Raw genomic sequence first — 24,082 nt, 5'->3', positions numbered from 1 at the left:
TCCGTTACGACGCCGTCGTCGCGATTGCGCTGTCCAGTCGGGTCGTCCCGACCATCGCGGCCACTTCGGCCACGTCTCGTGCGGAAGCCCGGCTCTTGCGGTCGAGCTTCAGATCGTAGGTGATCGTCGCGCCGTAGGCGGACGGAAACTGGGGATCGTGGCGCACCTTGTCGAAGACAAGCACGCGGGTCCCGAGCTTGAAGGCCTCGCCGATGTCGTGGGTGACCATGACCACGGTCATGCCGTGCTCGTTCCACAGCTCGGTGAGCAATTCGTGCATCTCGACGCGGATGCCCGGATCGAGCGCCCCGAACGGCTCATCGAGAAGCAGGATCTGCGGCCGGCCGAGCAGGGTCTGTGCGATCGCCAGCCGCTGCTGCATGCCGCCGGAGAGCGATGCCGGATAGAGGTCGCGTGCATGAGCGAGGCCGACGCGCTCCAGCATGGTTTCGGCCTCCTGCCGCGCGCTTCTGCGCCTGGCGCCAAAGACGCGGCCGAAAGGTCCACCGGAGCGGAAGTCCTCGACCAGCAGCAGGTTCTGCAGCGCGGTCAGATGCGGAAACACCGAGTAGCGCTGGAAGACGATGCCGCGCTGCGGCGTTGGTTCCGGCACGATCGGCCGGTCTCCGATGACGACCACGCCGCCGCTCTGCTGCTCCTGGCCGAGCAGGATGCGCAGGAAGGTCGATTTTCCGCAGCCGCTGGCGCCGACCAGCGACAGGAATTCGCCGGGCTCGGCGGTGACGCTCACGCGCTCCAGCACGCGGGCGTCGCCGTAGCTCTTTTCCAGGCCGTGGACGACGATGCGGCTCATTTGCCCGATCCCGCATGAGCCCAGGGGGAAACCATGTGCGAGACACGCGCGAGCAGCCAGTCGGTGGCGACGGCGAGCAGCGTTATCCAGACGACGTAGGGCAGGATGACGTCCATCGACAGGTAGCGCCGAACGAGGAAGATGCGGTAGCCCAGCCCCTCGGTCGAGGCGATGGCCTCCGCCGCGATCAGAAACAGCCAGGCCGGTCCGAGCGCCAGCCGCACGCAGGTGATGAGGCGCGGCATGGTTTGCGGCAGCACCAGCCTCAGAACCATGGTCCAGCTATTGCCGCCGAGCGTCTGCGCCTTGGCGATGAGCTCGGGTGGCAGTTCCATGACCCGGTTGGCGATGTCGCGCACCATGACCGGCGCCACACCAATGGCGATCAAGGTGATCTTGGCCGTTTCGCCGAGGCCGAGCGCGATGAACAGGATCGGCAACAGCGCCAAGGGCGGGATGACGCAGACAACGGTGACGAAGGGCAGGAGAAACGCCCTGACGCGCGGGATGAAGCCGATGGCGATGCCAAGCAAGAGCGCCGCCAGCGTCGCCAAGCCGACGCCCGCGAACAGCCTGATCAGGCTGGCATAAGTGTCGGCCCACAGGATCAGGTCGCCGGAGCGCTTGTCCGGCACGGTCGCCAAATCGAAGAACGCCGACCACATCTGGGCCGGGGAGGGCAGCAGCTTGTCATTGGCGTTGACAGCCAGCCGTTGCGCCGAAGCGGACAGATAGGCCACGGCAACGGCCGCGAAGGGCAGCGTGCCAAGCAACACCGCTCCGCCACGCGAGACCGTGGCGTTGATCAGGCGAAGCCGTGTCTTCGGCACGCTCGGGGGCGGGCTGGCTGTGTTCGCGCCCGCCCCGGCTTGCACGGCACCGGTTCCTCTGGCCAGCATGACGATCGGTCCTAGAGCGTTCCGGCCGTCGCCTCCGCCATGAAGGCCGGGTCGAACCGCAGCTTGACGTTGCCGGCATCGCCCAGCGTCGAGCCGTCGGGGAAGCTCATGCCGATCACGTCGACAGTGGGCGCATTGGTGCCCAGAATGCCGTGGCTGAACAGGAAGTTGCGGACGAGATCCATCGTCTTGGGCAGTTCGGCGCCCTTGGTGAACTCGACCGCCTTGGCCGGCTCGAAGAACATCGCCGTCGATGCGAGCTGGGCATCGAAGCCGGCAAGATCGGTGCCGGACGCCTTGGCCATCTCTTCCTTGGCCGCTTTGCCTTCGGGCGTGCCGGAGGTCATCAGGGCCATCGCTTCGTACCATGCGCCGACGAGCGCCTTGCCGAGCGCCGGATTGTCCTTCAGCGTCGCGGTGTTGACGACCATCAGGTCGATGATCTCGCCGGGGATCTGCGTCGAATCGAACACCTTGTGGGCGCCCGGCATGGCAACGATTTCCGAGACCAGCGGATTCCAGGTGACGACCGAGGTGACGTCGCCGGTGCCATAGGCGGCGACCATGTCGGCATCGGAGGTGTTGACGACGGTGATGTCCTTCTCGGCGAGCCCGACCGTATCCAACGCGCGCGCCAACAAGTAGTGCGAGACCGAGAGCTCGACGAGGTTGACCTTCTGGCCGGCAATGTCCTTGAGCGCGGTCTTGTCCTTGAGGATGACGGCATCGTTGCCGTTGGAGAAGTCGCCAACGATCAGCGCGGTGGTGTCGACGCCGCCTCCGGCGGGGATCGACAGCGCGTCCATATTGGTCATCGAGCAACCGTCGAAGCCGCCGGCAGTGTACTGGTTGATGCTCTCGACGTAGTCGTTGATGCGGGTGATCTCGACGTTGATGCCGTATTTGTCGGCCCATTTCTTCATGATGCCGCTGTCGGCGAGATAGCCCCATGGCATCCAGCCGACATAGATCGACCAGCAGATCTTGAAGTCTTTCTTGGGTGCCGCTTGCGCGGCGGGGATCAAGGGAAGGCTGAGTGACGCGGCCAGGATGATTGCAGCCAGCTTGCGAAGCATTGCGTACCCCTTTTTGAGGTCCGGATTGCGTCCGGACTTTTGTTGGGGGTTCACGGAGCGCGCATCCGGGAGAGGTTCGCGCCAGCAAACCCGTGCAGGGTTCTCCCGGGATTTTGGCCCGCCGTGTTCCGCCGGATGCCTCAATGCATCCCTGGCGGTTGCGTCTCTCGGACCAGCACCGTGATCGACACGGCCGGAACCCTAGACGCTCTGCACGCTGGTTACGAAGCAAGGGCCATGCCAATCTGAAAAGCGCCGGCCTGGGGCTGTTTTCCCGGGTTCTGAAGGCGACCGCGGCATGCCTATGGCGCAAAAATCATCGCAGCGCCGCCGAAATAAGCAGTATCGTGTCGTGCGACCGTCTCGGATGTTGCATGGGTCGCGCCGCAAACTTTCGTGATTTTCCGGCACTTTGGCTTGGACATTATTTCGCCGCCCACGTAACAAACCTGGGCCGAGACGCGAACATCGGGGGTACACTCTTGTGACCGGCAAGGACGAAGCCGAGCTCTCCCGGCTGCTCAGGGCCGCGATCGCGGGAGACGAAAGGGCTTATGCCGACTTTCTTCACCGGATAGCCGCCCTCGTCCGCGGCTTCGTCCGGCGCAAGATCGTTCAGGGCGGGGTCGACCCCGAGGATGTCGTGCAGGAAACCTTGCTGGCCATTCACGTGAAGCGGCATACCTGGCGCGAGGACGCGCCGGTCCTGCCGTGGGTTTATGCGATCGCCCGCTTCAAGCTGATCGATGCTTTCCGCCGGCGGGGCCGGCGCATCGAGGTCGAGATCGACGAGATCGCAGAGACCTTCGCCGAGCCGGAAGCCGACACGGTCAGCGAGCGCGACATCAATCGGGCGCTCGACGGCCTGCCGCCGTCGCAGCGCTCCGTGGTTTCCTCGATCTCGGTCGACGGCCATTCGATCGGCGAGACGGCGGCCAAGCTCGGCATCAGCGAGACTGCAGTGCGCGTGTCGCTGCATCGCGGCCTTGCCGCGATCGCCAAAAGGTTCGGACGACAATGACATGAGAACCGAGGACCTCATCAAGGCGCTCGACGCCGATTCCCGCAACAAGGCAATGCCGCTTGGCCCGGCCTGGTGGCTGGCCGTCGGCGTGGCGGTGGTGGTCGCGGCGATGGCCTTTTTCATGACCATCGGTCCGCGCCCCGACATCATGCCGGCCATGCACACGGTGCGCTTCCTATCGAAGTTCGTCTTTACCCTGGCGCTCACCACCAGCGCCTTCGCACTGATCCGGGTGCTGTCGACGCCCGGTGCGGCGAGCAGGCGCGCCAAACTATGGATGTTCGCCGCGCCCGCGCTCGTCGTGATCGCCGTGATCCTGGAGCTTTTCGTCGTGCCGGAGGCGGAGTGGGGCAAGCGGCTGGTTGGTTCCAACATGATGATCTGCATGACCTTCATCCCGCTGATCGGCATCGGCCCGCTGGCGATCTTCCTCGGCATGCTGCGCTATGGCGCGCCGACGCGGCCGGTGCAGGCCGGCGCGGTCGCGGGCCTGCTGGCGGGCGGCTTGGCGGCGACCTTCTATGCCGCGCATTGCTTCGACGATTCGCCGCTGTTCGTCGCCACCTGGTACACGATCGCGATCGCCTTCCTCACCGCGCTCGGCGCGCTTGGCGGCCGGTTTTTCGTCCGCTGGTAGGATTGCACACCAATCCTTAATCATGCCGGCAATTGTTTGCCGGTTAGCGGCACGGGCGCTGCCGCCCATGCAACCATTCCTTAAAATCGGTCCACCAGGGTTGTGGCGACGTATTGGGTGGGATCGCATTGTGGCGTGGTTGAGTTGGAAAGGTCCGCGGGCCGGCAAGCGCGCCGTTCTCGCCTTGATGGCAGCAGGGCTCCTTACCCTGACTGCATCGGTCCTGTTGCCGGCGCTGGAGCTCGGCTCGGAGGCGCTGAAGCTCTGCCTGCAGGTATCCGTCGCCACGACGGCCGTGACGCTGTTTTTCTCGGCACTGTTCATCCGCAGGATCATCGATGACCGCCGGCAGATCGCCGAGAGCGAGCAGCGCTTCCGCCGGGCCATGGAAGATTCGGCGATCGGCGTCGCCATTGTCGGCCTCGACGGGCGCATCGTTCAGGCCAATCCCGCCTTCGCCGACATGCTCGGCTACACCCGCTCGGAAATCGAGGCGCTGACTTTCTTCCAGATCACGCATCCCGACGACCTGCAGATCGGCCGCGAGACGATGATGCGCCTGAAGGAAGGCAAGATCCATTCCTTCCATTTCGAGAAGCGGTACCTGCGCAAGGACGGCACCCCGGTCTGGGCGCAGCTCGCCGGCTCGGTCATTCGCGAAGAGGAGACAGGCCGCCCGCTCTATCTCGTGTCGCAGATCGAGGACATCGATGCGCGCAAACAGGCCGAAGCGCGCATCGCCGAAGCCGAAACGCGCTGGAACTTCGCGCTGACCAGCGCCGGACAAGGTGTCTGGAACCTCGACATGCGCAAGGGCGGCACGACCTACTCCGAGACCTGGGTCAGGATGCTGGGCTATGACGATGGCGAGCTGGACGGCGATCCCGACCGCTGGCTGACGATGATCCACCCAGACGACCGCGAGCGCGTCACCGAGGCGGAGCGGGCGCATCTCGCCGGCGAGACGCCTTTCTTCGAGGCCGAGTTCCGGATGCGCCACAAGGCGGGCCATTGGATCTGGATCCTCGACCGCGGCAAGGCGATCGAACGAGACGGCGAAGGCCGGCTTGTCCGGGCCATCGGCAGCCTGACCGATATCACCCAGCGCAAGCAAGCCGAAGAACGGCTCAAGGTTTCAGCGGCCATGCTGGCCGACGAGAAGGAGCGGCTCAGGGTGACGCTGCAGTCGATCGGCGATGCGGTCATCTGCACCGACGCCGCCAACCGCATCACCTTCATGAATCCGGTCGCCGAAAAGCTGACCGGCGTTGCCGCCGGCGAGGCGTTGGGCAAGGTGCTTGGTCATGTCTATTGGCCGGTCGACGAGGAAACCGGGCAAAGGATCGGCCTGACGCGACCTTCGGCGGGCGACCGCCACCATTGCGACCAGAACGCCCGCGCCGTTCTCATCCGGCGCGACGACACGCGCTGCAGCATCCGCCAAATGGCGTCGCCGATCATGAACGACCGCAACGAGTTCTGCGGGCTGGTCATCGTCTTCCAGGACTTCACCGACGCGCGCGCCCTGCAGCGCCAGCTGGCTTACGCGGCCGCCCATGACGCGCTGACGGGGCTCGCCAATCGCTCGAGCTTCATCCGCACGATGGAGGAACTGGTCGATCAGTGCCGTCTCGACGGCGGCGAGCATCAGTTCATGTTCGTCGACCTCGATCACTTCAAGGCGGTTAACGACACCGGCGGCCATGCCGCCGGCGATGCATTGCTGAAGCGCGTCGCCGACGCGGTCCGCAACGTGCTTGGGCCGGAAGACATCGTCGCCCGCCTCGGCGGCGATGAGTTTGCCGTCATCCTGCAATCGAGCGCGCCGGCGCGAGCGGCGATCACGGCGCGCTCTATCATCGATGCCATCCGTAACCTGAGCTTCAGCTGGGATGGCCGCTCGCATTCGATCGGCGCCAGCATAGGGCTCGCGCCGATCCGCGCCGACTGCGGCGAGGCGGACGAGATCATCGCCCGCGCTGACGCCGCCTGTTACGCCGCCAAGGCGGCCGGACGCGGCTGCGTTTCGGCGGCTCCGGACGAAGACATTAGGGACAAGACCGTGACGCTGCTTGCCGCGGCGTCCTGAGCGTCAGTTGAGAAGGCCGTTCAGACGCAATTCTGGACGGAAAACCGCTACGCACTTTTCCTGGAATTGCTTCTAGCGCGTCGGCACCGGATGGTCGCCGCGATAGTCATAGAAGCCGCGCCCGGTCTTGCGGCCAAGCCAGCCGGCCTCGACATATTTCACCAGCAGCGGGCAAGGGCGATACTTCGAGTCCGACAGGCCTTCATGCAGCACCTGCATGATCGACAGGCAGGTGTCGAGACCGATGAAGTCGGCAAGCTGCAGCGGCCCCATCGGATGGTTGGCGCCGAGCCGCATCGCGGTGTCGATGGCGTCGACCGTGCCGACGCCCTCATAGAGCGTGTAGATCGCCTCGTTGATCATCGGCAGCAGGATGCGGTTAACGATGAAGGCCGGGAAATCCTCCGAAACGGTAATCGTCTTGTCGAGCCGGTTCACGAACGTCTTGGCGGCCTCGAAGGTCTGGTCCTCGGTGGCGATGCCGCGCACCAGCTCGACCAGCTTCATCACCGGAACCGGGTTCATGAAATGTATGCCGATGAAGCGCTCCGGCCGGTCGGTCTGCGCGGCGAGCCGGGTGATCGAAATCGAGGAGGTGTTGGTTGCGAGAATCGCTTCCGGATTGAGCTGCGGGCAGAGCTGGGCGTAGATCTTGCGCTTGACCGTCTCGTCCTCGGTCGCCGCCTCGATGACGAGGTCGGCAGCGGCAAGATCGGCCATCGCAGTGGCCGACGAGATGCGCGCCATCGCCTCGTTGCGCGCCTTTTCCTCGAGCTTCCCCGAACCGACCTGGCGGGCCATGTTGCCGCTGACGGTGGCGATGCCCTTCTCGATCCGGTCGGAGGAGATGTCGTGGATCAGGACCTTGTAGCCGGCCAGCGCCGAGACGTGGGCGATACCGCCACCCATTTGACCCGCGCCGACAATGCCGATCGTCTCGATCTTGCTCATTACCCCGATCCCGTCTGGAGCATTCCCGCCTCTGTGAGGTACGGAAGCGCTCCCTTCTCTTTTGCTTCGCGCAATTCCGGACGCAAAGCCGCTGCGCGCTCGAATTGCCTTTTTGTTTGCCGCAATTCCAGCCGGAAAACCGCTACGCACTTTTCCTGGAATTGCTCAGGCCTTTCCCGGCCTGCTTTTTGTGCAGCGCAAACTAAAAGGGCGGGGCGACTTCGTCTACCCCACCCTTCGGATTTTAATATGCCAGAGCAGAAGGCGTCAAAGCGCCTTTTGCAGTTCCGGCAGGATGACGAAGAGATCGCCGACGAGGCCGTAGTCGGCAACCTGGAAGATCGGCGCCTCCTCGTCCTTGTTGATGGCGACGATGACCTTCGAATCCTTCATGCCGGCGAGGTGCTGGATGGCGCCGGAGATGCCGACGGCAATGTAGAGATCGGGGGCGACCACCTTGCCGGTCTGGCCGACCTGCCAGTCGTTCGGGGCGTAGCCGGCGTCGACCGCCGCGCGGGACGCGCCGACGGCGGCGCCGAGCTTGTCGGCGACGGGCAGGATGACTTCCTGGAACTTTTCCGAGGAGCCCAGCGCGCGGCCGCCCGAGATGATGATCTTGGCCGAGGTCAGCTCCGGCCGGTCGTTCTCGGAGAGCTTGTTCTCGACGAAGGAGGAGAGGCCGGGGTTGGCGGCGGCGTTCACCGTCTCGACAGAAGCCGAGCCGCCTTCGGGCGCGGCCGAGAAGGAGGCGGTACGGACCGTGATCACCTTCTTGGCGTCGGTCGACTGCACGGTCTGGATCGCATTGCCTGCATAGATCGGCCGCTTGAAGGTGTCGGGCGAGATCACCTCGATGATCTCGGATACCTGCGCGACGTCGAGCAGGGCCGCGACGCGCGGCGCGATGTTCTTGCCGGCGGAGGTGGCCGGCGCGATGATCGTGTCGTAGCCGCCCGCAAGCGACACCACGAGAGCCGCGGTCGGCTCGGCGAGACGCTCGGCGAGCTCGTCGGCCTCGGCGAGCAGCACTTTACGAACGCCTTTCAGCTTGGCGGCGGCGTCGGCAGCGGCCTTGGCGCCCTTACCGGCGACCAGCACGTCGACGTCGGAGCCGATCTGCAGGGCCGCGGCCAGCGCCTTGGCGGTCTGGTCGGAAAGGGTTGCGTTGTCGTGTTCGGCGATGAGGAGAATTGCCATTTTTCTTGTCCTTTCCCGATGCCTTACAGAACGCCGGCTTCGTTCTTCAGCTTCTCGACCAGCTCGGCAACGCTCTTGACCTTGACGCCCGCCTTGCGGCCGCCGGGCTCCTCGGTCTTGATGACCTTGAGGCGCGGCTTGACGTCGGCGCCGTAGTCGGCCGGGCTCTTTTCGTCGAGCGGCTTCTTCTTGGCCTTCATGATGTTGGGCAGCGAGGCGTAGCGCGGCTGGTTGAGGCGAAGGTCGGCGGTGACGATTGCCGGCATCTTCAGTTCCACCGTCTGCAGGCCGCCGTCGACCTCGCGCGTCACCTTGGCCTTGTCGCCGCCGAGCTCGATCTTGGAGGCGAAGGTGCCTTGCGCCCAGCCAAGCAGCGCCGCCAGCATCTGGCCGGTCTGGTTGCTGTCGTCGTCGATCGCCTGCTTGCCGAGGATGACGAGGCCGGGCTTCTCGGCCTCGACCACGCCCTTCAGCACCTTGGCGACGCCGAGCGGCTCGGTCTGCTCTTCGGTCTTGACCAGGATGGCACGGTCGGCACCCATGGCGAGCGCGGTGCGAAGCGTCTCCTGCGCCTGCTGCGGGCCGATCGACACCACGATGATCTCCTCGGCCTTGCCGGCTTCCTTGATGCGGATCGCTTCCTCGACCGCGATCTCGTCGAACGGGTTCATCGCCATCTTGACGTTGGCAAGCTCCACGCCCAGCCCGTCGGCCTTGACCCGGACCTTGACGTTCGCATCCACAACCCGCTTCACGGGCACAAGGATCTTCATTTTCCTGTCACCTCTCCTGAGATAGTCGGGCGCGCTATAGCAGTGCGCGCCTTGTCAGAGTTGTCGAAAGCCGACATTCCGGGCGAAATTCTGGTCTTCGACCGCCAAGAACCTGTTCCACCCCGACCTTTCGTTTGTGCATGATCTTTTCCGAAAACCGGTTCCCACTTTTCGGGATCATGCCCGGGGTGGCGTTTCCGTAGTGGCGGCAATCCGGCGCGTCAATATGCACGACGCACTCAAATCGGTTCAGTCCCGAGGCGACGCAGCGCCGCGGCCCCATTGCGGCGCCGACTGCGCCGGGGTTTCGGGTGTTGTCCCGGACTCCGTCGGAACGGGCACCTGCTGGATATTCGGCGTCGGGTCCGGCTCGCCGTCGGCGCCGGCAAGCAGCGGCACACCGCGGCTGCGCAGCACCAGAACCAGAACGGCGCCGGCGATGATGCCGCCGATATGGCAGGCCCAGGAAATCTGGTCCTCGCCGCCGGCGGCAAACATCACGATCTGGAACAAGATCCAGAGGATGAGCGGGATGAAGGCGGGGATGCGCAGGGGAATGCGCGCAAAGGCGAGTACCCACACCTTAACCCGCGGATAGAGGATCAGATAGGCGGCAACCACGCCGGCAATGGCGCCGGAGGCGCCGATCAGCGGCACCTGCGAATCCCAGCCGACCAACCCTTGAACGAAAGCGCCCGCCGCCGCGCAGGCAAGGTAGAAGATCAGGTAGCGGATATGGCCGAGCGCGTCCTCGACATTGTCGCCGAACACCCAGAGGAACAGCATGTTGCCGCCAAGATGGAAGATGTCGGCATGCAGGAAGGAATAGGTGACATAGCTGAGGCTCTCGGGGATGACGACGAATTCGGGCGACAGCTCGACCTTGTCGTGGACCACCGAAGGGATGAAGCCGAGGCCGAGCACGGCGGCGTTGGTGAAGTTCTCGCCGCCAATCGTGGTCGCGAGATAGACCAGCACATTCGCCACGATCAGGCCGATCGTCACATATTGCAGGCGGATGTGGCGCAGCCTGTTGGTGTCATAAAGCGGGATGAACATCGGACCCTCCCGCCTTGATTGTTCAGCGGTTCTTGCCGGGAACCCATAGCACGTCGGCATTTCCGTTGTCATTGACCGCCCGCGCGGCGACGAACAGGAAATCCGAGACGCGGTTGATGTATTTCAGCGCCTCGCGGTTGACATGCTCGGCCGGGTGCTGCGCCAGCGCCACCATGACGCGCTCGGCGCGCCGCGCCACCGTGCGCGCCAGATGCAGGGTGGCCGCGGCCGGCGTGCCGCCGTTCAGCACGAAGGACTTCAGCGGCTGCAGGTCCTTGTTGAGCAGGTCGATGTCCTTTTCGACGCGCCCGGTTTGCGCGGCGACGATGCGCAGCGGCTCGTAGTCGAGCGGCTTGCCCTCGTCGGGCACCGCCAGATCGGCGCCGAGGTCGAAAAGGTCGTTCTGGATGCGGGAAAGCATGGCGTCGATCGCCGGATGATCCTTGGCGGTGTGGAGACGAGCCATGCCGATGCAGGCATTGGCCTCGTCCACCGTGCCATAGGCTTCGACGCGCAGATCGGATTTCAGCCGCCGCTCGCCGCTGCCGAGACCGGTGGTGCCGTCGTCGCCGGTGCGGGTGTAGATCTTGTTGAGCTTGACCACGTCGCCCTCCCGGCCGGCTACTTGCGGGTGAAGTAGACGGTCAGCATGATCAGCACCAAAGCTATGAACTGCAGCAGGACGCGGGCCTGCATCAGCTTGTTCGAGGTGAAGCCGGAGCCGCCGCGCATCATGTTGATGAGGCCGCGGATCAGCACGACCACGACGGCGGCCATGACGAGGATGGCGAGGATGTTGAAGACGGTTGCCATGGGCGGGCTCCAGTTCGGTTTCGGTCAGGCGCGCCTGGCGAGCACGCGGTAGAGCGCTGATGCCGGCAGGATGCGCTTGAGCACCACGCCGATCTTGGCCGGCACCGTTACCACATAGTGCGGGCGCGGGCGCTGTGACAGAAGCGCGTGGCGCAAGGCGGCATGGACCACATCCGGTCCGGGCTTCAGCCGCGACACGCTGCCGCCGGCCCGCAGCCGCGCAAGCTGCGCCTGGTAGTCGGCGCGGTGGACGGAGTTCTCGACGTCGATATTTTTCAGGAACCAGGCCAGGCCGTTGCTGGCGATCTTCGAGGTCACCGGCCCCGGCTCGATCAGCGAGAGGTGGACACCGCTGCCGTCAAGCTCCTGGCGCATGCACAGCATCAAGCCTTCGACGGCATGTTTCGAGGCCGAATAGGCGCCGCGAAAGCGGACCGGGGCGAGCCCCAGAATCGAGGAGCAATGGACGAGGCGGCCGTGGCCCTGGCGGCGCATGACCGGCACGACGTGGCGCGTCAGGTCGTGCCAGCCGAAGAAGTTCGCCTCGAACTGCTCGCGCAGCGCCTCGACGGGCAGGTCCTCGACGGCGCCGGGCTGCGCGTAGGCGCCATTGTTGAACAGCGCCGCCAGCGTGCCGCCCGTGCGCTCCAGCACGGCATCGACCAGGGCGGCGATGGAGTCGGCTTCACGATAGTCGAGATAGAAGGCCTCGATGCCGTCCGCCTCGAGCGCGGCGATATCGGTCGGCTTGCGCGCCGTGGCGAACACGCGCCAGCCTTCCGCCTTCAAGGCCCGCGCGCAATACGCGCCTATGCCGGAGGAGGCGCCGGTGACGATGATGCTGCGCAACTGTTCAGCGGTGGGCAACGTTGTCTGACCTGGGGTTGCCATTTGCCGCAATCACTTCCCATATTCGCGGCGTCGACACAATCGAGCGGAGCGCGGGTCCTTGCTCAGGAATATCGTCGCGGTCAAGCGCGTGCTCTACGATGCGGTCGGCCATTTCACGACCGACGACGGTTGGGCAATGGCCAGCCATCTGGCGATCACCTCGCTGATGGCGCTGTTTCCGTTCCTGATCTTCGCCACGACACTGGCCAGCTTCCTCGGCGCGCGCGCCTTCGCCGACACGGCCGTGCATCTGGTCTTCGACACCTGGCCGGAGCAGATCGCCAAGCCGATCGCGCGCGAGGTGCAGAACGTGCTCACCGTGCGGCGTACCGACCTTCTGACCTACGGCGTGCTTTTGGCCGCCTACTTCGCTTCGAACGGCATCGAGGCGCTGCGCACCTCGCTCAACCGTGCCTATCGCGTGACCGAGACGCGCGGCATCATCCACCGCCGGGTGCAGAGCATCATTTTCGTGCTGATCGCGACGGCGTGCTTTCTCGCCGTCAGCGTGCTTTTGGTGTTCGCGCCGCTGCTCGCGCGGCTGGCCGAGGCGCATTTGGAATGGATCAAGCCCTATATGGGCACGATCACCATATGGCGTTACGTGATCGCCTCGACGGTCATCATCATCGGTCTCTTTGCCGTGCATATCTGGCTGCCGGCCGGCAAGCGCCGCTTCGTCTCGATCATTCCCGGCATTGTCTTCACCCTGGTCGCTTGGCTGGCCGGCTCGACCATCTTTGCCACCTATCTCGACCATTTCTCGTCCTATGTGACGACCTATGCGGGGCTGGCCTCGATCATGATCGCGGTGGTGTTCCTCTACATCATCTCGGCCATTTTCATCCTTGGCGGCGAGCTCAACGCCGCGATCAGCCGCTATCTCGAGGCGCGAGCGCGCGTTGGTTGAGCCCTGTTCTGGCGGGCAGTGGCCAGGCCGACGCCCAGCGTGGCGATCGCCATGCCCACGATCTGCAGCGCATTGAGCTCTTCGCCGAACAAGGCCCAGGCGATGACGGCGGTGACGGCGGGCACCAGGTAGAACAGGGAAGCGACCTTCGACATCTCGCCATCCCTGATCATCACCATCAACAGGAAGATGGCGCCGACCGACAGCACCAGAACCAGCCAGGCCATGGCGAAGACGAGCTCGCCGTTGACGGTGAGCGTGCGCGTCTCGAAGGCGAGCGACCCGAGGATCGTCACGACGGAGCCGCCGACATACTGCCACATCGTCGCCGAGACGAGGTCGCCACCGGAGGCGAAGCGCTTTTGCCAGATTGTTCCGGCGGCCATGCCGAGCACCGAGACCAGCGAGGCCGTCAGCGTTGCCGCGGTGACGCCGCCGCCGATCATGCCGAGCTTCGGCCAGAGCACGATGACGACGCCCAGAAGCCCGACGGCGAGCCCCGCCCAATGGCGCGGCAGGATCGCCTCCCCGAGGAATTTGCCGGCGAGCACCGCCGTGATCAGCGGCTGCAGGCCGACGATCAGCGCCGAAAGCCCGGCCGGCATGCCCCGGTGGATCGCCCAGAACACGCCGCCCAGATAGACGCCGTGCATGAGAACGCCGGCCACCGTAGCGTGAAGCGCCTCCTCGTGGGTGGCCCCGCGCGAACCGAGCAGAACGGTCAGGCCCGCAAACAGGATCGCCGCCAGCACGAAGCGGATGGCGAGGAAGGTGAAAGGCTCCGCCCACGGCATGGCGTAGCGCGCGCCGATGAAGCCGGTCGCCCACAGGACGACGAAAGAGGCGGGGATGAACCGCGCGATGCTGTGCATTTTCGGGGAGGGCTCTGGCTGCGGGTGAAAAGTTGATGACGGCAATTGCTCTAATGCCGTTCAATTCAGCAAGCAAAACGAAACGGTTGATCCATAAGCTCATTCGAATTCAACAAACGGTGCCAGAGGGGCATGGCGTTAAGGCACGCCATGGGCAGGCATGCTTTTGCATCTTGGTACGACTTGGCTCCTGTTCGCGGTCGCGACCGTCGCCGTCTTCGGTTTCTTTTTCGGCACCGCGCTCGATGCCATCATGAAGGACGACGGTTTCGGCTCGACCGGCAACACGCTGCTCTTCACGCTGGGGTTCTTCGTCGCGGTGATGGTCGCCAACGAGCACGGCATCACCTTCAGGGACCTCAGGCTCGCGGTGGCATGGGGCTTGAGCGGCGCCTTCGTTTTCATCAGCGTGATGGCGCTGATCAAGGCCGGCCTGGCTCGGCTTTAGCCAGTGTGTTGATATTCAGGTGATGCCGGCCTGCGAACGGCGGCTTCCTGCGCTTCCGGCCTTCGCCGGCCGAAGCATCATGACATGAGTGGCGTGGCAGTTAAGGCTACGGCCGGCGTAGGCCGGTGCTCACGTACTTAAAGTACGCTCCGCTCCGGTTCTCAAAAACCACCGCTTTCGGCTCGGCCTGACCTGAATCTCAACACACTGGGATCGCCTAAAGTCCAATCAGTCGCCTGACCTCTTGCGGCGACATGCCTGCCTGCCTCAGCGCTGCAAGGCCGGTGTCCTTGAGGCTTTTGGACAGCTTCCGGCCGTCCGGTCCGAGGATCAGGCGATGGTGGAAGTAACGCGGCGGCGGGAGGCCCAGCAGTTCCTGCAGCAGGCGCTGCATGCCGGTGGCCGCGTAAAGATCCTGACCGCGCACGACATGGCTCACGCCCTGCAGTGCATCGTCGAGGACCACGGCGAGATGGTAGCTGGTCGGGATATCGCGGCGCGCCACGATGACGTCGCCCCAGTCCTGTGGCCTTGCTTCGACGGCGCGCGTCGCGACCATGGCCTCGTCGGTGAACTCGGACCATGACAGGGCATCCGACACCCGCGCCATGGCCGCGTCGACGTCGAGCCGCCAGGCGAAAGGCGCATTCTCGGCGATGCGCCGCTTGCGCTCCTTCATCGGCAAGGCCTTGTCGACCGGCGGGTAGAGCGGCACGCCGTCGGGGTCGCGCGGCCAGCCGCGGCCGCGTTTTTCGGTCTCGGCAATGAAGGCGCGGATCTCGCCCCGGCTCATGAAAGCGGGATAGACGAGTTCCTCGGCGATCAGCCGGTCGAGCACAGCCTTGTATTCGGAAAAATGCTCGGACTGGCGTCGCACCGGCTCTTCCCAATCGAGCCCCAGCCATTCCAGGTCGCGAAAAATGCCGGCCTCGAATTCCGGCGTGCAGCGCGTGATGTCGATGTCCTCGATGCGCAGCAACAGCCGCCCGCCCGCCCGCGTCGCCATCTGCTGGTTGAGCAGGGCCGAATAGGCATGGCCGAGATGCAATTCGCCATTGGGACTCGGCGCGAAGCGAAATGTCAGGAGCGTCATGTCTGAGGCGGCATTCGGGTTGAAGGGCGCTTTTGCCGGTTGATAGTTAGAGACTGTTTGGAAATTCTACTCTGGCGGCCACCTGCCGGCGTTTTCTGCGCTTCCGGTGCTCACGGACCTGAATGTCCCGCTGCGCTCCGGTTCTCGAAACCACCACCATGTGGCTTGCCAGAGCGAATTTCGAAACAGCCTCTTAGCCACCAATTGCCACTTCGCGGGCGCCTAGGGAACAAGCAAACGTGCAACGCATCGCCTCGCTCGACGACATTGCTGCAGGGCTGGACGCGCTCTGCCTGATTGATCCGCGGCTGGAGACGGTGCGCGGCATGGCCGGCGAGGTGCCGCTGAGGCTCTCCGAACCAGGGTTCGGCAGCCTTGCCTCGATCATCGTCTCGCAGCAGGTCTCCCGCGCCAGCGCCGACGCCATCTTCGGCCGGCTGACCCGACTGGTCGATCCGCTGACGCCGGAAGGGATACTTGGCGCCGGCGAGGACATTTTTCGCGAGGCCGGCTTGTCGCGGCCGAAGCAGCGCGGGCTGATCGCGGTGGCAAAGGCCGTGGCCGCCGGGCTCGATCTTTATCACCTCTGCTCGCTCGACGCCGGCGAGGCGATCGCGGCAATGACGGCGGTGCCCGGCATCGGCCCCTGGACGGCGGAGTGCTATCTGCTTTTCGCCGCCGGCCATCCCGATGTCTTCCCCGCGCGCGATGTCGCGCTGCAGACGGCAGTCGGTCATGCGCTGGGCATCGACCCCCGCCCGCCGGAGAAAACACTGATTCGGCTGGCCGAATCATGGAGCCCGTGGCGAGGTGTCGCATCGCGGCTTTTCTGGGCGTATTATCGGGAATTGAAGGGCAGGGACGCGGCGCCCCCTGTCGAAATGGCCAAAAAAGCATGAAAATCATGCATTTTTGACTGTTTCGCGGAACGACAATCCGCTTCACATCCTTGTCATGTCGGGCTTACAGTATCCGCGCCGTTCGGTTCTAGAACCAAGGAGGCCAACAACGTGACGGTTGCCGTATCTCCGGATGGGCTTCCCGCGCTGGTGCTGAATGCGGACTATCGCCCGCTCAGCTACTACCCCCTGTCGCTCTGGTCGTGGCAGGACGCCATCAAGGCTGTCTTCCTCGACCGGGTCAATATCGTTGCCGAATACGAGCACGCCGTCTCCTCGCCGACCTTCTCGATGAAGCTGCCGAGCGTGGTGAGCCTGAAGGCCTACGTGAAGCCCTCCAGGCATCCGGCCTTCACCCGCTTCAACGTGTTCCTGCGCGACCGCTTCCAGTGCCAGTATTGCGGCACGACCGACGACCTCACCTTCGACCATGTCATCCCGCGCCATCGTGGCGGGGCGACGACCTGGGAGAATGTCGTGGCCGCCTGCTCGCCCTGCAATCTCAGGAAGGGCGGCATGATGCCGGCGCAGGCCAAGATGTGGCCGCTGCAGAAGCCCTACCAGCCGACGGTGCACGACCTGCACAACAACGGCCGCCTGTTCCCGCCCAACCATCTGCATGAAAGCTGGATGGATTATCTATACTGGGATGTCGAACTGGAGCCTTGAGATCGTTCGATAATTCGGGAGGCTGGTCGCCTGAAGCAAGTGTCTCCGCTTCCGGCCTTCGCCGGCCGAAGCATGCATTCATGAGAGTGGCGTGGCGGCTAAGGCTACGGCCGGCGTTCACGTACTTTAAGTACGCTCCGCTCCGGTTCTCGACGCTCACTTCATACGACTCATCCTGCCGAATTCTTTGAACGATCTCGCGTCGGCGCTTTGATGCTGGCTCAATCCCGCGACAGCGCGCTGCGGAAGGCGACCACGGCGAGGATGAAGCTGGCGATGGCGTTCCAGCCGGCGAGCGACAGGCCGAGGATGCGCAAGGCCGCCTTGTCGCAGGAGGGCGGCACGAATTTGTCGAGCGCGTCGAGCACGCCCTTGCCGCCGGTATCGACCGGGCCGGCTCCGGCCGTGCAGTCGGCGGGGCCTGGCCACCATGCCCATTCGACGCCGGAGTGGTAGACGCCGAGATAGAGGCCGTAGAGCATCAACATGCCGCCGATCGCGAGCAGCCCGCGCGTCACCCAGGCCGGCGCGCGCAGCATCGAGGCGATCATCGCCACCAGCATCAGCGGCGCGCCGATGTAATAGGGCGTGCGCTGCTCCAAGCAGAGATGGCAGGGGATGTAGCCGCCGATGTACTGGAAAGCCAGCGCCGAGCCGACCGTCGCGGCCATGGCGACAGCAAGGAACAGCGCCGCGCGCGTCCGCTGGCGTCCGGTGTCGGCATTCATGGTCGCTGTCATCGGTCCTGATCCGTTCGCTTGGGCTTATCCGTGGGCGTATCTGACCGCGATATAGAGCAAAATAAGGGCAGCGGCGCCGGCGCTGACGATCAACCCCAAGCGTTTTTCGATGAACTCCCTGATCGACTCGCCGTAGCGGCGCAACAGCCAGGCAAGCAGCAGGAAACGCGCGCCGCGCGCCACGATGGCCGAGACGACGAAGACGACAAGATTGACGTGAAGCGCCCCGGCCAGAATAGTGACCACCTTGATTGGCGGCAGGTGCGCGGCGCCGGATGTGACGAGCAGCACCAGCATTAGCCCAGCGCCTGACGACTGCCACCTCTCGAACGTGGCAAGGCCACCGAAGTGCTCCAGGATCGGCCGTGCTATCGTGTCGTAGGCGTAGTAGCCGATCAACCAGCCGGCAATGCCGCCCAGCACGGACGCAACAGTGGCGGTTAGCGCGTAGCGATAGGCGCGTTTAGGCCGCGCCAACGCCATGGGCAGGAACAGCACGTCGGCCGGTATGAAGAACACCGAGCTCTCGACGAAGGCGATGAATGCCAGCCACCATTCGGCGGATTTGCGCGCCGCAAGCGACAGGGTCCAGTCGTAAAGTCCGCGAAGCATCGGCTCTCCTAATGTGGTTGACGCAATTCCTGACGGAAAACCGCAGCGCACTTTTCCTGGAATTGCTCTAATCAATGCCACCCTGAGGCGCTTGGCGGTTTTGGGCAACGACAGGCAGGAAGACAAGGACCCAAAGCGCCGCAGCAAAGGGTTTCGGCGCAGGCTCGCCGCCTGTCTAGAGAGATTTTCCGCGCCGCACAATGGCGGCGTCCTTACGAAACCGTAAGGCGCGGTCAAGGCGCGGCTGGCGCTGGCGAATCCGCAACAGGCCAGTTGACGAAAGCCCGTCCAACCGTATAGTCCGCGCCCATCCAGGCCGCCCGGCCTGAGCCCCTATGGCGGAATTGGTAGACGCGCTCGACTCAAAATCGAGTTCCGCAAGGAGTGCTGGTTCGATCCCGGCTAGGGGCACCACCCTTCGCTCTGCGAGCTTCGGGTGGCAGGCCATGCTCGCGCCCTACCGCATATTCCCCGTATGCCCCTGCGAATACCGTCCCGGCTGCGGCCACACCGTCAGCCCATGCGGTTCCACTCCGACGCGGATCTTGGTCACGGTGCCTGACGTCGTGTCGATCATGTAGACCTCGCTGTCGAAGCGGCCGGAGAGCCATAGCTGCTTGCCGTCAGCGCTGACATTGCCCATGTCGGGGCTGCCGCCGTCCGGGATCGGCCATTGCGCGACGACCGAGCGGGTGGCGAAGTCGATCACGGTCACGCTGCCCGGCCCGCCGGCGCGGCCCTGTTCCATCTTGTGCGAGCCGCGGTTCGAGACATAGAGCCGCTTGCCGTCGCGGCTGACGACGAAGCCGTGCGCGCCAATTCCGGTCGGAATGAAGCCGATCTCCTTGAAGCTGTTGCCGTCGATGAGGAAGACGCCGTCATTCATCATGTCGGCGACGTAGAAGACCTTGCCGTCGGGCGAGAGCCTGATGTCCTGCGGCATGCCCATCTTCGAGAGATCGAGATGGCCGAGCACCTTCTGGTTCTTCAGATCGATCTTGGCGAGCCCGCCGTCGCCATATTCGCAGGTGAAGATCGCATAGGAATTGTCGGCCGCGAAATCGGCATGGTTGATGCCCGGGCAGGTCGGCGTCGGGATGATCGATTTCAGGGCCATGGTCTGCGGGTCGCGCAGGTCGAGCTGCCTCAGGGCCTCGTCGACGATGATGGCGGCGCTGCCATCCGGCATGAAATACATGTTGTAGGGGTCGTCGACCGGCACCTGCTTGCCGGGTTTTCCGGTCGTCGGGTCGATCGGCGTCAGGCTGCCATTCCTGCCGGTGCCGTTGTTGGCCGGTCGCCGGAGAGGCGCCAGGTGCAGCATAGGAGCTTAGAGCCTGGGCTAGAATCGGCGGCAAAAAGTGCGGGCGTGGCGGAATTGGTAGACGCAGTGGATTCAAAATCCACCATTGGCAACAATATGTCGGTTCGAGTCCGACCGCCCGAACCAGTCTCTCATCCTACAAATGAGCGAGATTATTAGCTTCCCGATCCAACGAGCGAAGCGGGGAGCGGCGATACCGATCACCCGTGATCGGGAAACGAAATGCCCGTGAGTCTCTCGCTGGCCAGCCACAGCCGCTCGGCCAGATCGGGCGACATGGCCCAGGGCCGGACGCCGAGCTGTTCCTGCGAGTCTGCCGGCACGGCGCGCGCGATATTGCAGTTCTCGCAATAGATGCCGCCCATCCCGTCGAGGAGGCTACTGGTGGCGCACCAGATGCTCGTTGCCGCGCCTTGTTCCAGCGTCTTCATGTTGTTCGCGGGATCGACGACCGGTTTGCCTTCGGCGTCGAGGAAGCCGCTCGCCTTCTTGTCAGCCTCGCTCATGCCCTTGGAGAAGCCGGACGTGATCATACCGCCAGGATGCAGCGAGAAAGAACGGATACCAGCCGGTCGGCCGAGCCTATCGAGCCAAAAGGCAAAGAGCGCGTTCGCCGACTTCGACTGCCCGTAAGCCGCATAGGCGTCGTAGGGACGGCGTTCGAAATTGATGTCGTCGAAATCCACCTGCCCGGCCTGGTGGCCCACGGATGATACCGTTACGACACGCGCGCCCTTCGCAAGCGCGGGCCATAGACGCCCGGTGAGCTGGAAATGGCCGAGGTGGTTGGTTGCGAACTGCGATTCATAGCCGCGCGCATCGCGCTCCAGCGCGTAGCTGATGAAGCCGGCGTTGTTGATCAGCAGGTGGAGTTCGCGGTGTTTCTGCAGGAAGCGTTCCGCGAAGGCGTCGATCGAGGCCGGATCGATCAGGTCGAGCACCTCGATCTCGACATTGTGCGATCTGCCGACCGCGGCGCGTGCCTTGTCGGGGTTGCGCGCCGCCACGATGACTGTTGCACCGGCCTCGGAAAGCGCACGGGTGGTTTCGAGGCCGATACCGGAGTGACCGCCGGTGACGATCGCCACGCGGCCGGATAGGTCGATGCCCTTGATAACCTCGCGCGCCGTGCTGGCCGCGCCGAAGGGCGAGGCGATGGGAACCTGGAGGGTGTCCATGGTGAAGTCCTTTCAACTATAATGGGATTGAGGATTGTCGGCTTCAGGCGCGATCACTGCGCGGTATAGCCGCCGTCGAGCGGCAGCGCGGTGCCGACGAGATAGCTCGACCGTTCCGAGCACAGCCAGACAATGGCGTCGGCGATCTCTTCCGGTTTTGCGATACGCCCGATCGGATGGGCGGCGATGAGCCGGTCGGCGTTTTCCTTGTCGGCTGCCGCGCTCTGCGCCCAGAGCGGCGTATCCACCAGGCCAGGGCAGACCGCGTTGATGCGGATGCCATGCCGGGCATATTCCAGTGCCGCACTCTTGGTCATGCCGATCTCCGCCCATTTGGAGGCGGAATAGGCCGCATAGCCGGGGACACCAATCAGCCCGGCACCGGAGGCGATGTTGACGATCGCGCCGAAGCCCTGTTTCTGCATTTGAAGCACCTCGTGCTTCATCGACAGGAACACGCCGCGCACGTTGGTCGCCATCATGCGATCGAACTTGTCCATCGGGTAATCCGTGGTCAGCTCCGGGCCTTCGCCGTCGACGCCCGCGCTGTTGATGGCGAAGTCCAGGCGGCCGCTATCTCCGACCGCCGTCTTCACCGCCGCAGCCACCGCATCTTCATCGGCGACGTCACAGATCGCGTAGCGGGCGGACCCGCCAGCGGCCTCGATGTCGCGCACGGTGGTCTCCAGCGTGCGCGACGTCCGTCCGGCGATGGTCACGGTGCAGCCTTCCGCTGCCAGCGCCAGTGCTGCGGCGCGGCCGATGCCGGTTCCGCCGCCGGTGATGAATGCGGTTCTTCCAGTAAACTGCTTGCTCATTGCATGATCCTCTTCAACTCTGGTGTTTCCCGTCACGAAGCCCGAACAGCGGTGGCCGGTTACTTCCGGTCGCCTTCGGTGTGATCGATGGGAAGAAATAGAGCGCGGGATCAGTATGAGGCGGTAGCTCGATGCCGCCGACCTATTGCACAATCGTATCAATCGTCGAATTTGGACGCTTACCAGCACATGGAAGGCGGGGGAGTCACAGCGCGGCGGCCACGCCCCGGCACGTCGTGGCGCCGTCAGTTTGTTGCGCCGGGCGCCGTTGCACGCGCCTCGTGGAAGTTGGCAACGTCACGCGCCGGTGGAGCACCGAACAGGCGCGCATATTCGCGGCTGAACTGGCTGGGGCTTTCGTACCCGACGCTGAAGCCGACGCCCGCAACATCGCCCGGTCGTGCGAGCAATTGGGCGCGGGCGGTCTGCAGGCGAATCCGCTTCTGATACTGGACCGGACTCATCGCAGTCGCCGCCTTGAAATGGCGATGGAACGACGCCGGGCTCATGCCGGCCAAATCGGCAAGGCGTTCTATGCGGACGGGCTCAGCATAGTTGGTGCGTAGCCACGCCACCGCCCGACTCACCTGCGAAAGGCGGCTGTCTGCCAGGGCGATCTGGCGCACCATGGGGCCGCAAGGGCTTTGCAGTATCCGCCAGAACACCTCGCGCCGGATCATCGGCGCAAGGACCGCAACATCCTGCTGCCGGTCGAGCAACCTGACCAGTCTCAACATCGCATCGAGGAGATCCGGGCCGGCCCGGTTCATCTCGACGCCGGCCGCGGCGCCCCATGCCGGAGCCATGGGCTCGGAGATCAGCTCAGCGATCATGCCGAGATCCAGATCGAGCGTTACGGCGGAGTATGGAGCCTTTGTCACCTGTCCGGTCGCCGGAAGGTCGACAGACACCGCCACATAGTCGCCCGGCCCGATGTCGAACACTCGTCCTCCCAGCACCGTCCGCTTCCCGCCGCCGAGGATCAGGGCAAGGACCGGCCGGTGGACGACATAGGCGACCACTTCAGGATCGGTTTCGACATAGAGCGTCAGTCCTGTGACGGCTGTCTCGGTTGCCCCTTCCTGACCGTGGCCCTCTACGAGCGTGCGAAGTTCGTACAGATGCTCCAAGGGCGCCTCCTGGCGCATTTAAGGCGTAACGCGTTCATCAGAAGACATTGTTTGATAGGATTGTGCAAGAGGCTGATGGCTTCCCGCTACCGCTCCGAACGGCGTCTGCGGTTCAATCAAGCATCCGAACCCCAGATCGTTAGGAGCAGAAAATGCACACCACAACACTCGGTAGCCAGGGGCTGGTTGTCTCCGCCGAAGGTCTCGGCTGCATGGGAATGAGCACCACCTATGGTCCGAGCGACGAGCAGGAAGGTCTTGCGACGCTCGGCCGGGCGCTCGACCTCGGCGTGACGTTCTTCGACACCGCCGAAGCCTATGGCCCGTTCATGAACGAGGAGCTGGTCGGCAAGGCCTTTGTCGGCAAGCGCGATAGGATCGTTCTCGCAACTAAGGTCGGCTTCCGTTATACTGAAGACGGCAAGCTCGCCATGGACGATGGCAAACCCCGCGTCACCGGCGACCCGACCCGCGTTCGCAAGGCGGTCGAGGGATCGCTGCGGCGGCTCAGAACCGACGTCATCGACCTTATCTATCTGCACCGCATCGACCCGACGACGCCGATCGAGGTGACGATCGGCGCACTTGCCGGCCTCGTGCATGACGGCAAGGTCCGTTACATCGGCCTGTCCGAAGCGTCGGCGACGACCATCCGCAAGGCGCATGCCGTGCACCCGCTCACGGCCGTCCAGATGGAATATTCGCTGTTCGAACGCGAGGCGGAGCACAACGGTGTGCTGGCGGCAGTCCGCGAACTTGGGATCGGTTTCGTCTCCTACTCGCCGCTCGGCCGCGGTTTCCTGACGGGCGCGCTGAAGGATCTCGATAATCTGCATCCGACCGACTTCCGCCGCCTTGATCCGCGCTTCCAGGGCGAAAACCTTCGGGCCAATCTGCGGCTGGTCGAGCGGCTAACCGAAATTGCCGAAGCGAAGGGCGTCAAGCCTTCCCAACTCGCTATCGCCTGGACGATCCAGGCCGGCACGGTGCCTATCCCCGGCACGCGTCGCATCAAGTATCTCGAAGAAAATGTCGCTGCGGCCGACATCGCGCTGACCCCGGACGAACTGGCCGCGCTTGAGCAAGCGGCCCCCTTCGGCGCGGTCGCTGGCGAACGCTACTTGCCAGGAATGATGGCGACGCTCGGCCATTGATCTCTCACCGTT

At 64.4% G+C, this 24,082-nt stretch carries 26 protein-coding genes, 1 tRNA gene and 1 riboswitch; of the genes, 9 read left to right on the top strand and 18 right to left on the bottom strand.

Translation table 11 applies throughout. From position 1 onward, the window contains the following. Positions 1 to 4: 4 nt before the first annotated feature. The 3 genes from RFN30_RS09795 to RFN30_RS09785 are packed head-to-tail and all read right to left on the bottom strand — an operon-like array spanning position 5 to position 2,789. Positions 5 to 814: an ATP-binding cassette domain-containing protein gene (locus RFN30_RS09795; RefSeq protein ID WP_278206465.1), complete on the bottom strand. Its 810-nt coding sequence runs from the start codon at positions 812 to 814 to the stop codon at positions 5 to 7. Continuing rightward, positions 811 to 1,713, bottom strand: a complete 903-nt coding sequence (locus RFN30_RS09790) for an ABC transporter permease (protein ID WP_320261873.1) — start codon at positions 1,711 to 1,713, stop codon at positions 811 to 813. Before RFN30_RS09790 ends, RFN30_RS09795 begins: the two co-directional genes overlap by 4 nt. A gap of 11 nt (positions 1,714 to 1,724) precedes the next feature. Further along, complete coding sequence (locus tag RFN30_RS09785; protein WP_320261872.1) at positions 1,725 to 2,789, bottom strand: putative urea ABC transporter substrate-binding protein; 1,065 nt, start codon at positions 2,787 to 2,789, stop codon at positions 1,725 to 1,727. A gap of 100 nt (positions 2,790 to 2,889) precedes the next feature. Continuing rightward, a riboswitch (guanidine-I (ykkC/yxkD leader) is annotated at positions 2,890 to 3,005 on the bottom strand. A 268-nt stretch (positions 3,006 to 3,273) separates the two neighbouring features. Between RFN30_RS09785 and RFN30_RS09780 the strand changes: the two genes are divergently transcribed. The 3 genes from RFN30_RS09780 (at position 3,274) to RFN30_RS09770 (ending at position 6,539) form a co-directional block, all read left to right on the top strand. Beyond that, positions 3,274 to 3,810, top strand: coding sequence for a sigma-70 family RNA polymerase sigma factor (locus RFN30_RS09780; protein WP_320261871.1), 537 nt, complete (start codon positions 3,274 to 3,276; stop codon positions 3,808 to 3,810). A gap of 1 nt (position 3,811) precedes the next feature. Next, positions 3,812 to 4,450 (top strand): NrsF family protein, encoded by a 639-nt coding sequence (locus RFN30_RS09775; RefSeq protein WP_320261870.1) that lies wholly within the window; start codon positions 3,812 to 3,814, stop codon positions 4,448 to 4,450. Positions 4,451 to 4,580: 130 nt separating this feature from the next. Then, positions 4,581 to 6,539 (top strand): PAS domain S-box protein, encoded by a 1,959-nt coding sequence (locus tag RFN30_RS09770; protein ID WP_320261869.1) that lies wholly within the window; start codon positions 4,581 to 4,583, stop codon positions 6,537 to 6,539. Between the two features lie 72 nt (positions 6,540 to 6,611). Here RFN30_RS09770 and RFN30_RS09765 read toward each other — a convergent pair whose 3' ends face one another. From RFN30_RS09765 to RFN30_RS09735, 7 genes are all read right to left on the bottom strand, one after another. Further along, on the bottom strand, positions 6,612 to 7,490 hold the full coding sequence (locus RFN30_RS09765; protein ID WP_320261868.1) for a 3-hydroxybutyryl-CoA dehydrogenase: 879 nt from the start codon (positions 7,488 to 7,490) through the stop codon (positions 6,612 to 6,614). Positions 7,491 to 7,757: 267 nt separating this feature from the next. Continuing rightward, entirely contained in the window at positions 7,758 to 8,687 is a 930-nt protein-coding gene (locus RFN30_RS09760) for an electron transfer flavoprotein subunit alpha/FixB family protein (protein ID WP_320261867.1), read from the bottom strand. A 23-nt stretch (positions 8,688 to 8,710) separates the two neighbouring features. Continuing rightward, positions 8,711 to 9,460 carry an electron transfer flavoprotein subunit beta/FixA family protein gene (locus RFN30_RS09755; protein ID WP_320261866.1) on the bottom strand — a complete coding sequence of 250 codons (750 nt, stop codon included), beginning with the start codon at positions 9,458 to 9,460 and terminating at the stop codon, positions 8,711 to 8,713. 249 nt (positions 9,461 to 9,709) lie between these two features. Then, the gene (locus RFN30_RS09750) at positions 9,710 to 10,519 is read right to left on the bottom strand and encodes a rhomboid family intramembrane serine protease (RefSeq protein WP_320261865.1); all 810 of its coding nucleotides are present in this window, start codon (positions 10,517 to 10,519) and stop codon (positions 9,710 to 9,712) included. A gap of 22 nt (positions 10,520 to 10,541) precedes the next feature. Continuing rightward, the gene (locus tag RFN30_RS09745) at positions 10,542 to 11,123 is read right to left on the bottom strand and encodes a cob(I)yrinic acid a,c-diamide adenosyltransferase (protein WP_320261864.1); all 582 of its coding nucleotides are present in this window, start codon (positions 11,121 to 11,123) and stop codon (positions 10,542 to 10,544) included. Positions 11,124 to 11,140: 17 nt separating this feature from the next. Then, positions 11,141 to 11,332 carry a twin transmembrane helix small protein gene (locus tag RFN30_RS09740; RefSeq protein ID WP_126087439.1) on the bottom strand — a complete coding sequence of 64 codons (192 nt, stop codon included), beginning with the start codon at positions 11,330 to 11,332 and terminating at the stop codon, positions 11,141 to 11,143. A 24-nt stretch (positions 11,333 to 11,356) separates the two neighbouring features. Beyond that, positions 11,357 to 12,223, bottom strand: a complete 867-nt coding sequence (locus RFN30_RS09735; RefSeq protein WP_320261863.1) for an SDR family oxidoreductase — start codon at positions 12,221 to 12,223, stop codon at positions 11,357 to 11,359. A gap of 58 nt (positions 12,224 to 12,281) precedes the next feature. Here RFN30_RS09735 and RFN30_RS09730 point away from each other — a divergent pair, with 58 nt between their 5' ends. Continuing rightward, the gene (locus RFN30_RS09730; protein WP_320261862.1) at positions 12,282 to 13,133 is read left to right on the top strand and encodes a YihY/virulence factor BrkB family protein; all 852 of its coding nucleotides are present in this window, start codon (positions 12,282 to 12,284) and stop codon (positions 13,131 to 13,133) included. On the opposite strand, the gene RFN30_RS09725 is transcribed toward RFN30_RS09730, so the two are convergent. After that, positions 13,103 to 14,005 carry a DMT family transporter gene (locus RFN30_RS09725; protein WP_320261861.1) on the bottom strand — a complete coding sequence of 301 codons (903 nt, stop codon included), beginning with the start codon at positions 14,003 to 14,005 and terminating at the stop codon, positions 13,103 to 13,105. The two genes, RFN30_RS09730 and RFN30_RS09725, sit on opposite strands and share 31 nt — an antisense overlap. A 160-nt stretch (positions 14,006 to 14,165) precedes the next feature. On the opposite strand from RFN30_RS09725, the gene RFN30_RS09720 reads away from it, so the two are divergent. Continuing rightward, a complete protein-coding gene (locus RFN30_RS09720) occupies positions 14,166 to 14,453 on the top strand; it encodes a hypothetical protein (protein ID WP_126087443.1) in 288 nt (95 codons plus the stop codon). A 217-nt stretch (positions 14,454 to 14,670) separates the two neighbouring features. Here RFN30_RS09720 and gluQRS read toward each other — a convergent pair whose 3' ends face one another. Further along, on the bottom strand, positions 14,671 to 15,546 hold the full coding sequence (gene gluQRS, locus RFN30_RS09715; RefSeq protein WP_320261860.1) for a tRNA glutamyl-Q(34) synthetase GluQRS: 876 nt from the start codon (positions 15,544 to 15,546) through the stop codon (positions 14,671 to 14,673). A 239-nt stretch (positions 15,547 to 15,785) separates the two neighbouring features. Between gluQRS and RFN30_RS09710 the strand changes: the two genes are divergently transcribed. Next, complete coding sequence (locus tag RFN30_RS09710) at positions 15,786 to 16,445, top strand: DNA-3-methyladenine glycosylase family protein (protein WP_320261859.1); 660 nt, start codon at positions 15,786 to 15,788, stop codon at positions 16,443 to 16,445. A 111-nt stretch (positions 16,446 to 16,556) separates the two neighbouring features. Continuing rightward, positions 16,557 to 17,114 (top strand): HNH endonuclease, encoded by a 558-nt coding sequence (locus RFN30_RS09705; RefSeq protein ID WP_040970486.1) that lies wholly within the window; start codon positions 16,557 to 16,559, stop codon positions 17,112 to 17,114. A gap of 221 nt (positions 17,115 to 17,335) precedes the next feature. On the opposite strand, the gene RFN30_RS09700 is transcribed toward RFN30_RS09705, so the two are convergent. Together RFN30_RS09700 and RFN30_RS09695 are read right to left on the bottom strand one after the other, a co-directional pair. Continuing rightward, positions 17,336 to 17,854 carry a disulfide bond formation protein B gene (locus RFN30_RS09700; RefSeq protein WP_320261858.1) on the bottom strand — a complete coding sequence of 173 codons (519 nt, stop codon included), beginning with the start codon at positions 17,852 to 17,854 and terminating at the stop codon, positions 17,336 to 17,338. Positions 17,855 to 17,878: 24 nt separating this feature from the next. Beyond that, complete coding sequence (locus tag RFN30_RS09695; protein WP_320261857.1) at positions 17,879 to 18,466, bottom strand: YqaA family protein; 588 nt, start codon at positions 18,464 to 18,466, stop codon at positions 17,879 to 17,881. A 329-nt stretch (positions 18,467 to 18,795) separates the two neighbouring features. Between RFN30_RS09695 and RFN30_RS09690 the strand changes: the two genes are divergently transcribed. Continuing rightward, positions 18,796 to 18,880, top strand: a tRNA-Leu gene (locus RFN30_RS09690). A 43-nt stretch (positions 18,881 to 18,923) separates the two neighbouring features. On the opposite strand, the gene RFN30_RS09685 is transcribed toward RFN30_RS09690, so the two are convergent. From RFN30_RS09685 to RFN30_RS09670, 4 genes are all read right to left on the bottom strand, one after another. Next, complete coding sequence (locus RFN30_RS09685) at positions 18,924 to 19,790, bottom strand: YncE family protein (protein WP_320261856.1); 867 nt, start codon at positions 19,788 to 19,790, stop codon at positions 18,924 to 18,926. Positions 19,791 to 19,990: 200 nt separating this feature from the next. After that, a complete protein-coding gene (locus RFN30_RS09680; protein ID WP_320261855.1) occupies positions 19,991 to 20,968 on the bottom strand; it encodes an oxidoreductase in 978 nt (325 codons plus the stop codon). Between the two features lie 53 nt (positions 20,969 to 21,021). Continuing rightward, the gene (locus RFN30_RS09675; RefSeq protein ID WP_320261854.1) at positions 21,022 to 21,786 is read right to left on the bottom strand and encodes a glucose 1-dehydrogenase; all 765 of its coding nucleotides are present in this window, start codon (positions 21,784 to 21,786) and stop codon (positions 21,022 to 21,024) included. A gap of 245 nt (positions 21,787 to 22,031) precedes the next feature. Beyond that, the gene (locus tag RFN30_RS09670; RefSeq protein WP_320261853.1) at positions 22,032 to 22,916 is read right to left on the bottom strand and encodes an AraC family transcriptional regulator; all 885 of its coding nucleotides are present in this window, start codon (positions 22,914 to 22,916) and stop codon (positions 22,032 to 22,034) included. 152 nt (positions 22,917 to 23,068) lie between these two features. Here RFN30_RS09670 and RFN30_RS09665 point away from each other — a divergent pair, with 152 nt between their 5' ends. After that, positions 23,069 to 24,070: an aldo/keto reductase gene (locus tag RFN30_RS09665; RefSeq protein ID WP_320261852.1), complete on the top strand. Its 1,002-nt coding sequence runs from the start codon at positions 23,069 to 23,071 to the stop codon at positions 24,068 to 24,070. Positions 24,071 to 24,082 lie beyond the last annotated feature (12 nt).

The sequence above is a fragment of the Mesorhizobium dulcispinae genome, assembly GCF_033977345.1.
Lineage (GTDB): Bacteria > Pseudomonadota > Alphaproteobacteria > Rhizobiales > Rhizobiaceae > Mesorhizobium > Mesorhizobium dulcispinae.
The sequence above is the reverse complement of the archived record's forward strand: the minus strand, read 5'-3'. Positions and strand labels throughout refer to the sequence as shown.

Bases quoted from the DNA above. Each gene is read 5' to 3' on its own strand.
- RFN30_RS09785 (WP_320261872.1), bottom strand. From the start codon at position 2,789: ATGCTTCGCAAGCTGGCTGCAATCATCCTGGCCGCGTCACTCAGCCTT.
- RFN30_RS09795 (WP_278206465.1), bottom strand. From the start codon at position 814: ATGAGCCGCATCGTCGTCCACGGCCTGGAAAAGAGCTACGGCGACGCC.
- RFN30_RS09675 (WP_320261854.1), bottom strand. From the start codon at position 21,786: ATGAGCAAGCAGTTTACTGGAAGAACCGCATTCATCACCGGCGGCGGA.
- RFN30_RS09760 (WP_320261867.1), bottom strand. From the start codon at position 8,687: ATGGCAATTCTCCTCATCGCCGAACACGACAACGCAACCCTTTCCGAC.
- RFN30_RS09665 (WP_320261852.1), top strand. From the start codon at position 23,069: ATGCACACCACAACACTCGGTAGCCAGGGGCTGGTTGTCTCCGCCGAA.
- RFN30_RS09755 (WP_320261866.1), bottom strand. From the start codon at position 9,460: ATGAAGATCCTTGTGCCCGTGAAGCGGGTTGTGGATGCGAACGTCAAG.
- gluQRS (WP_320261860.1), bottom strand. From the start codon at position 15,546: ATGACGCTCCTGACATTTCGCTTCGCGCCGAGTCCCAATGGCGAATTG.
- RFN30_RS09725 (WP_320261861.1), bottom strand. From the start codon at position 14,005: ATGCACAGCATCGCGCGGTTCATCCCCGCCTCTTTCGTCGTCCTGTGG.
- RFN30_RS09700 (WP_320261858.1), bottom strand. From the start codon at position 17,854: ATGACAGCGACCATGAATGCCGACACCGGACGCCAGCGGACGCGCGCG.
- RFN30_RS09790 (WP_320261873.1), bottom strand. From the start codon at position 1,713: ATGCTGGCCAGAGGAACCGGTGCCGTGCAAGCCGGGGCGGGCGCGAAC.
- RFN30_RS09740 (WP_126087439.1), bottom strand. From the start codon at position 11,332: ATGGCAACCGTCTTCAACATCCTCGCCATCCTCGTCATGGCCGCCGTC.
- RFN30_RS09680 (WP_320261855.1), bottom strand. From the start codon at position 20,968: ATGGACACCCTCCAGGTTCCCATCGCCTCGCCCTTCGGCGCGGCCAGC.
- RFN30_RS09750 (WP_320261865.1), bottom strand. From the start codon at position 10,519: ATGTTCATCCCGCTTTATGACACCAACAGGCTGCGCCACATCCGCCTG.
- RFN30_RS09765 (WP_320261868.1), bottom strand. From the start codon at position 7,490: ATGAGCAAGATCGAGACGATCGGCATTGTCGGCGCGGGTCAAATGGGT.
- RFN30_RS09685 (WP_320261856.1), bottom strand. From the start codon at position 19,790: ATGCTGCACCTGGCGCCTCTCCGGCGACCGGCCAACAACGGCACCGGC.
- RFN30_RS09775 (WP_320261870.1), top strand. From the start codon at position 3,812: ATGAGAACCGAGGACCTCATCAAGGCGCTCGACGCCGATTCCCGCAAC.
- RFN30_RS09735 (WP_320261863.1), bottom strand. From the start codon at position 12,223: ATGGCAACCCCAGGTCAGACAACGTTGCCCACCGCTGAACAGTTGCGC.
- RFN30_RS09695 (WP_320261857.1), bottom strand. From the start codon at position 18,466: ATGCTTCGCGGACTTTACGACTGGACCCTGTCGCTTGCGGCGCGCAAA.
- RFN30_RS09720 (WP_126087443.1), top strand. From the start codon at position 14,166: ATGCTTTTGCATCTTGGTACGACTTGGCTCCTGTTCGCGGTCGCGACC.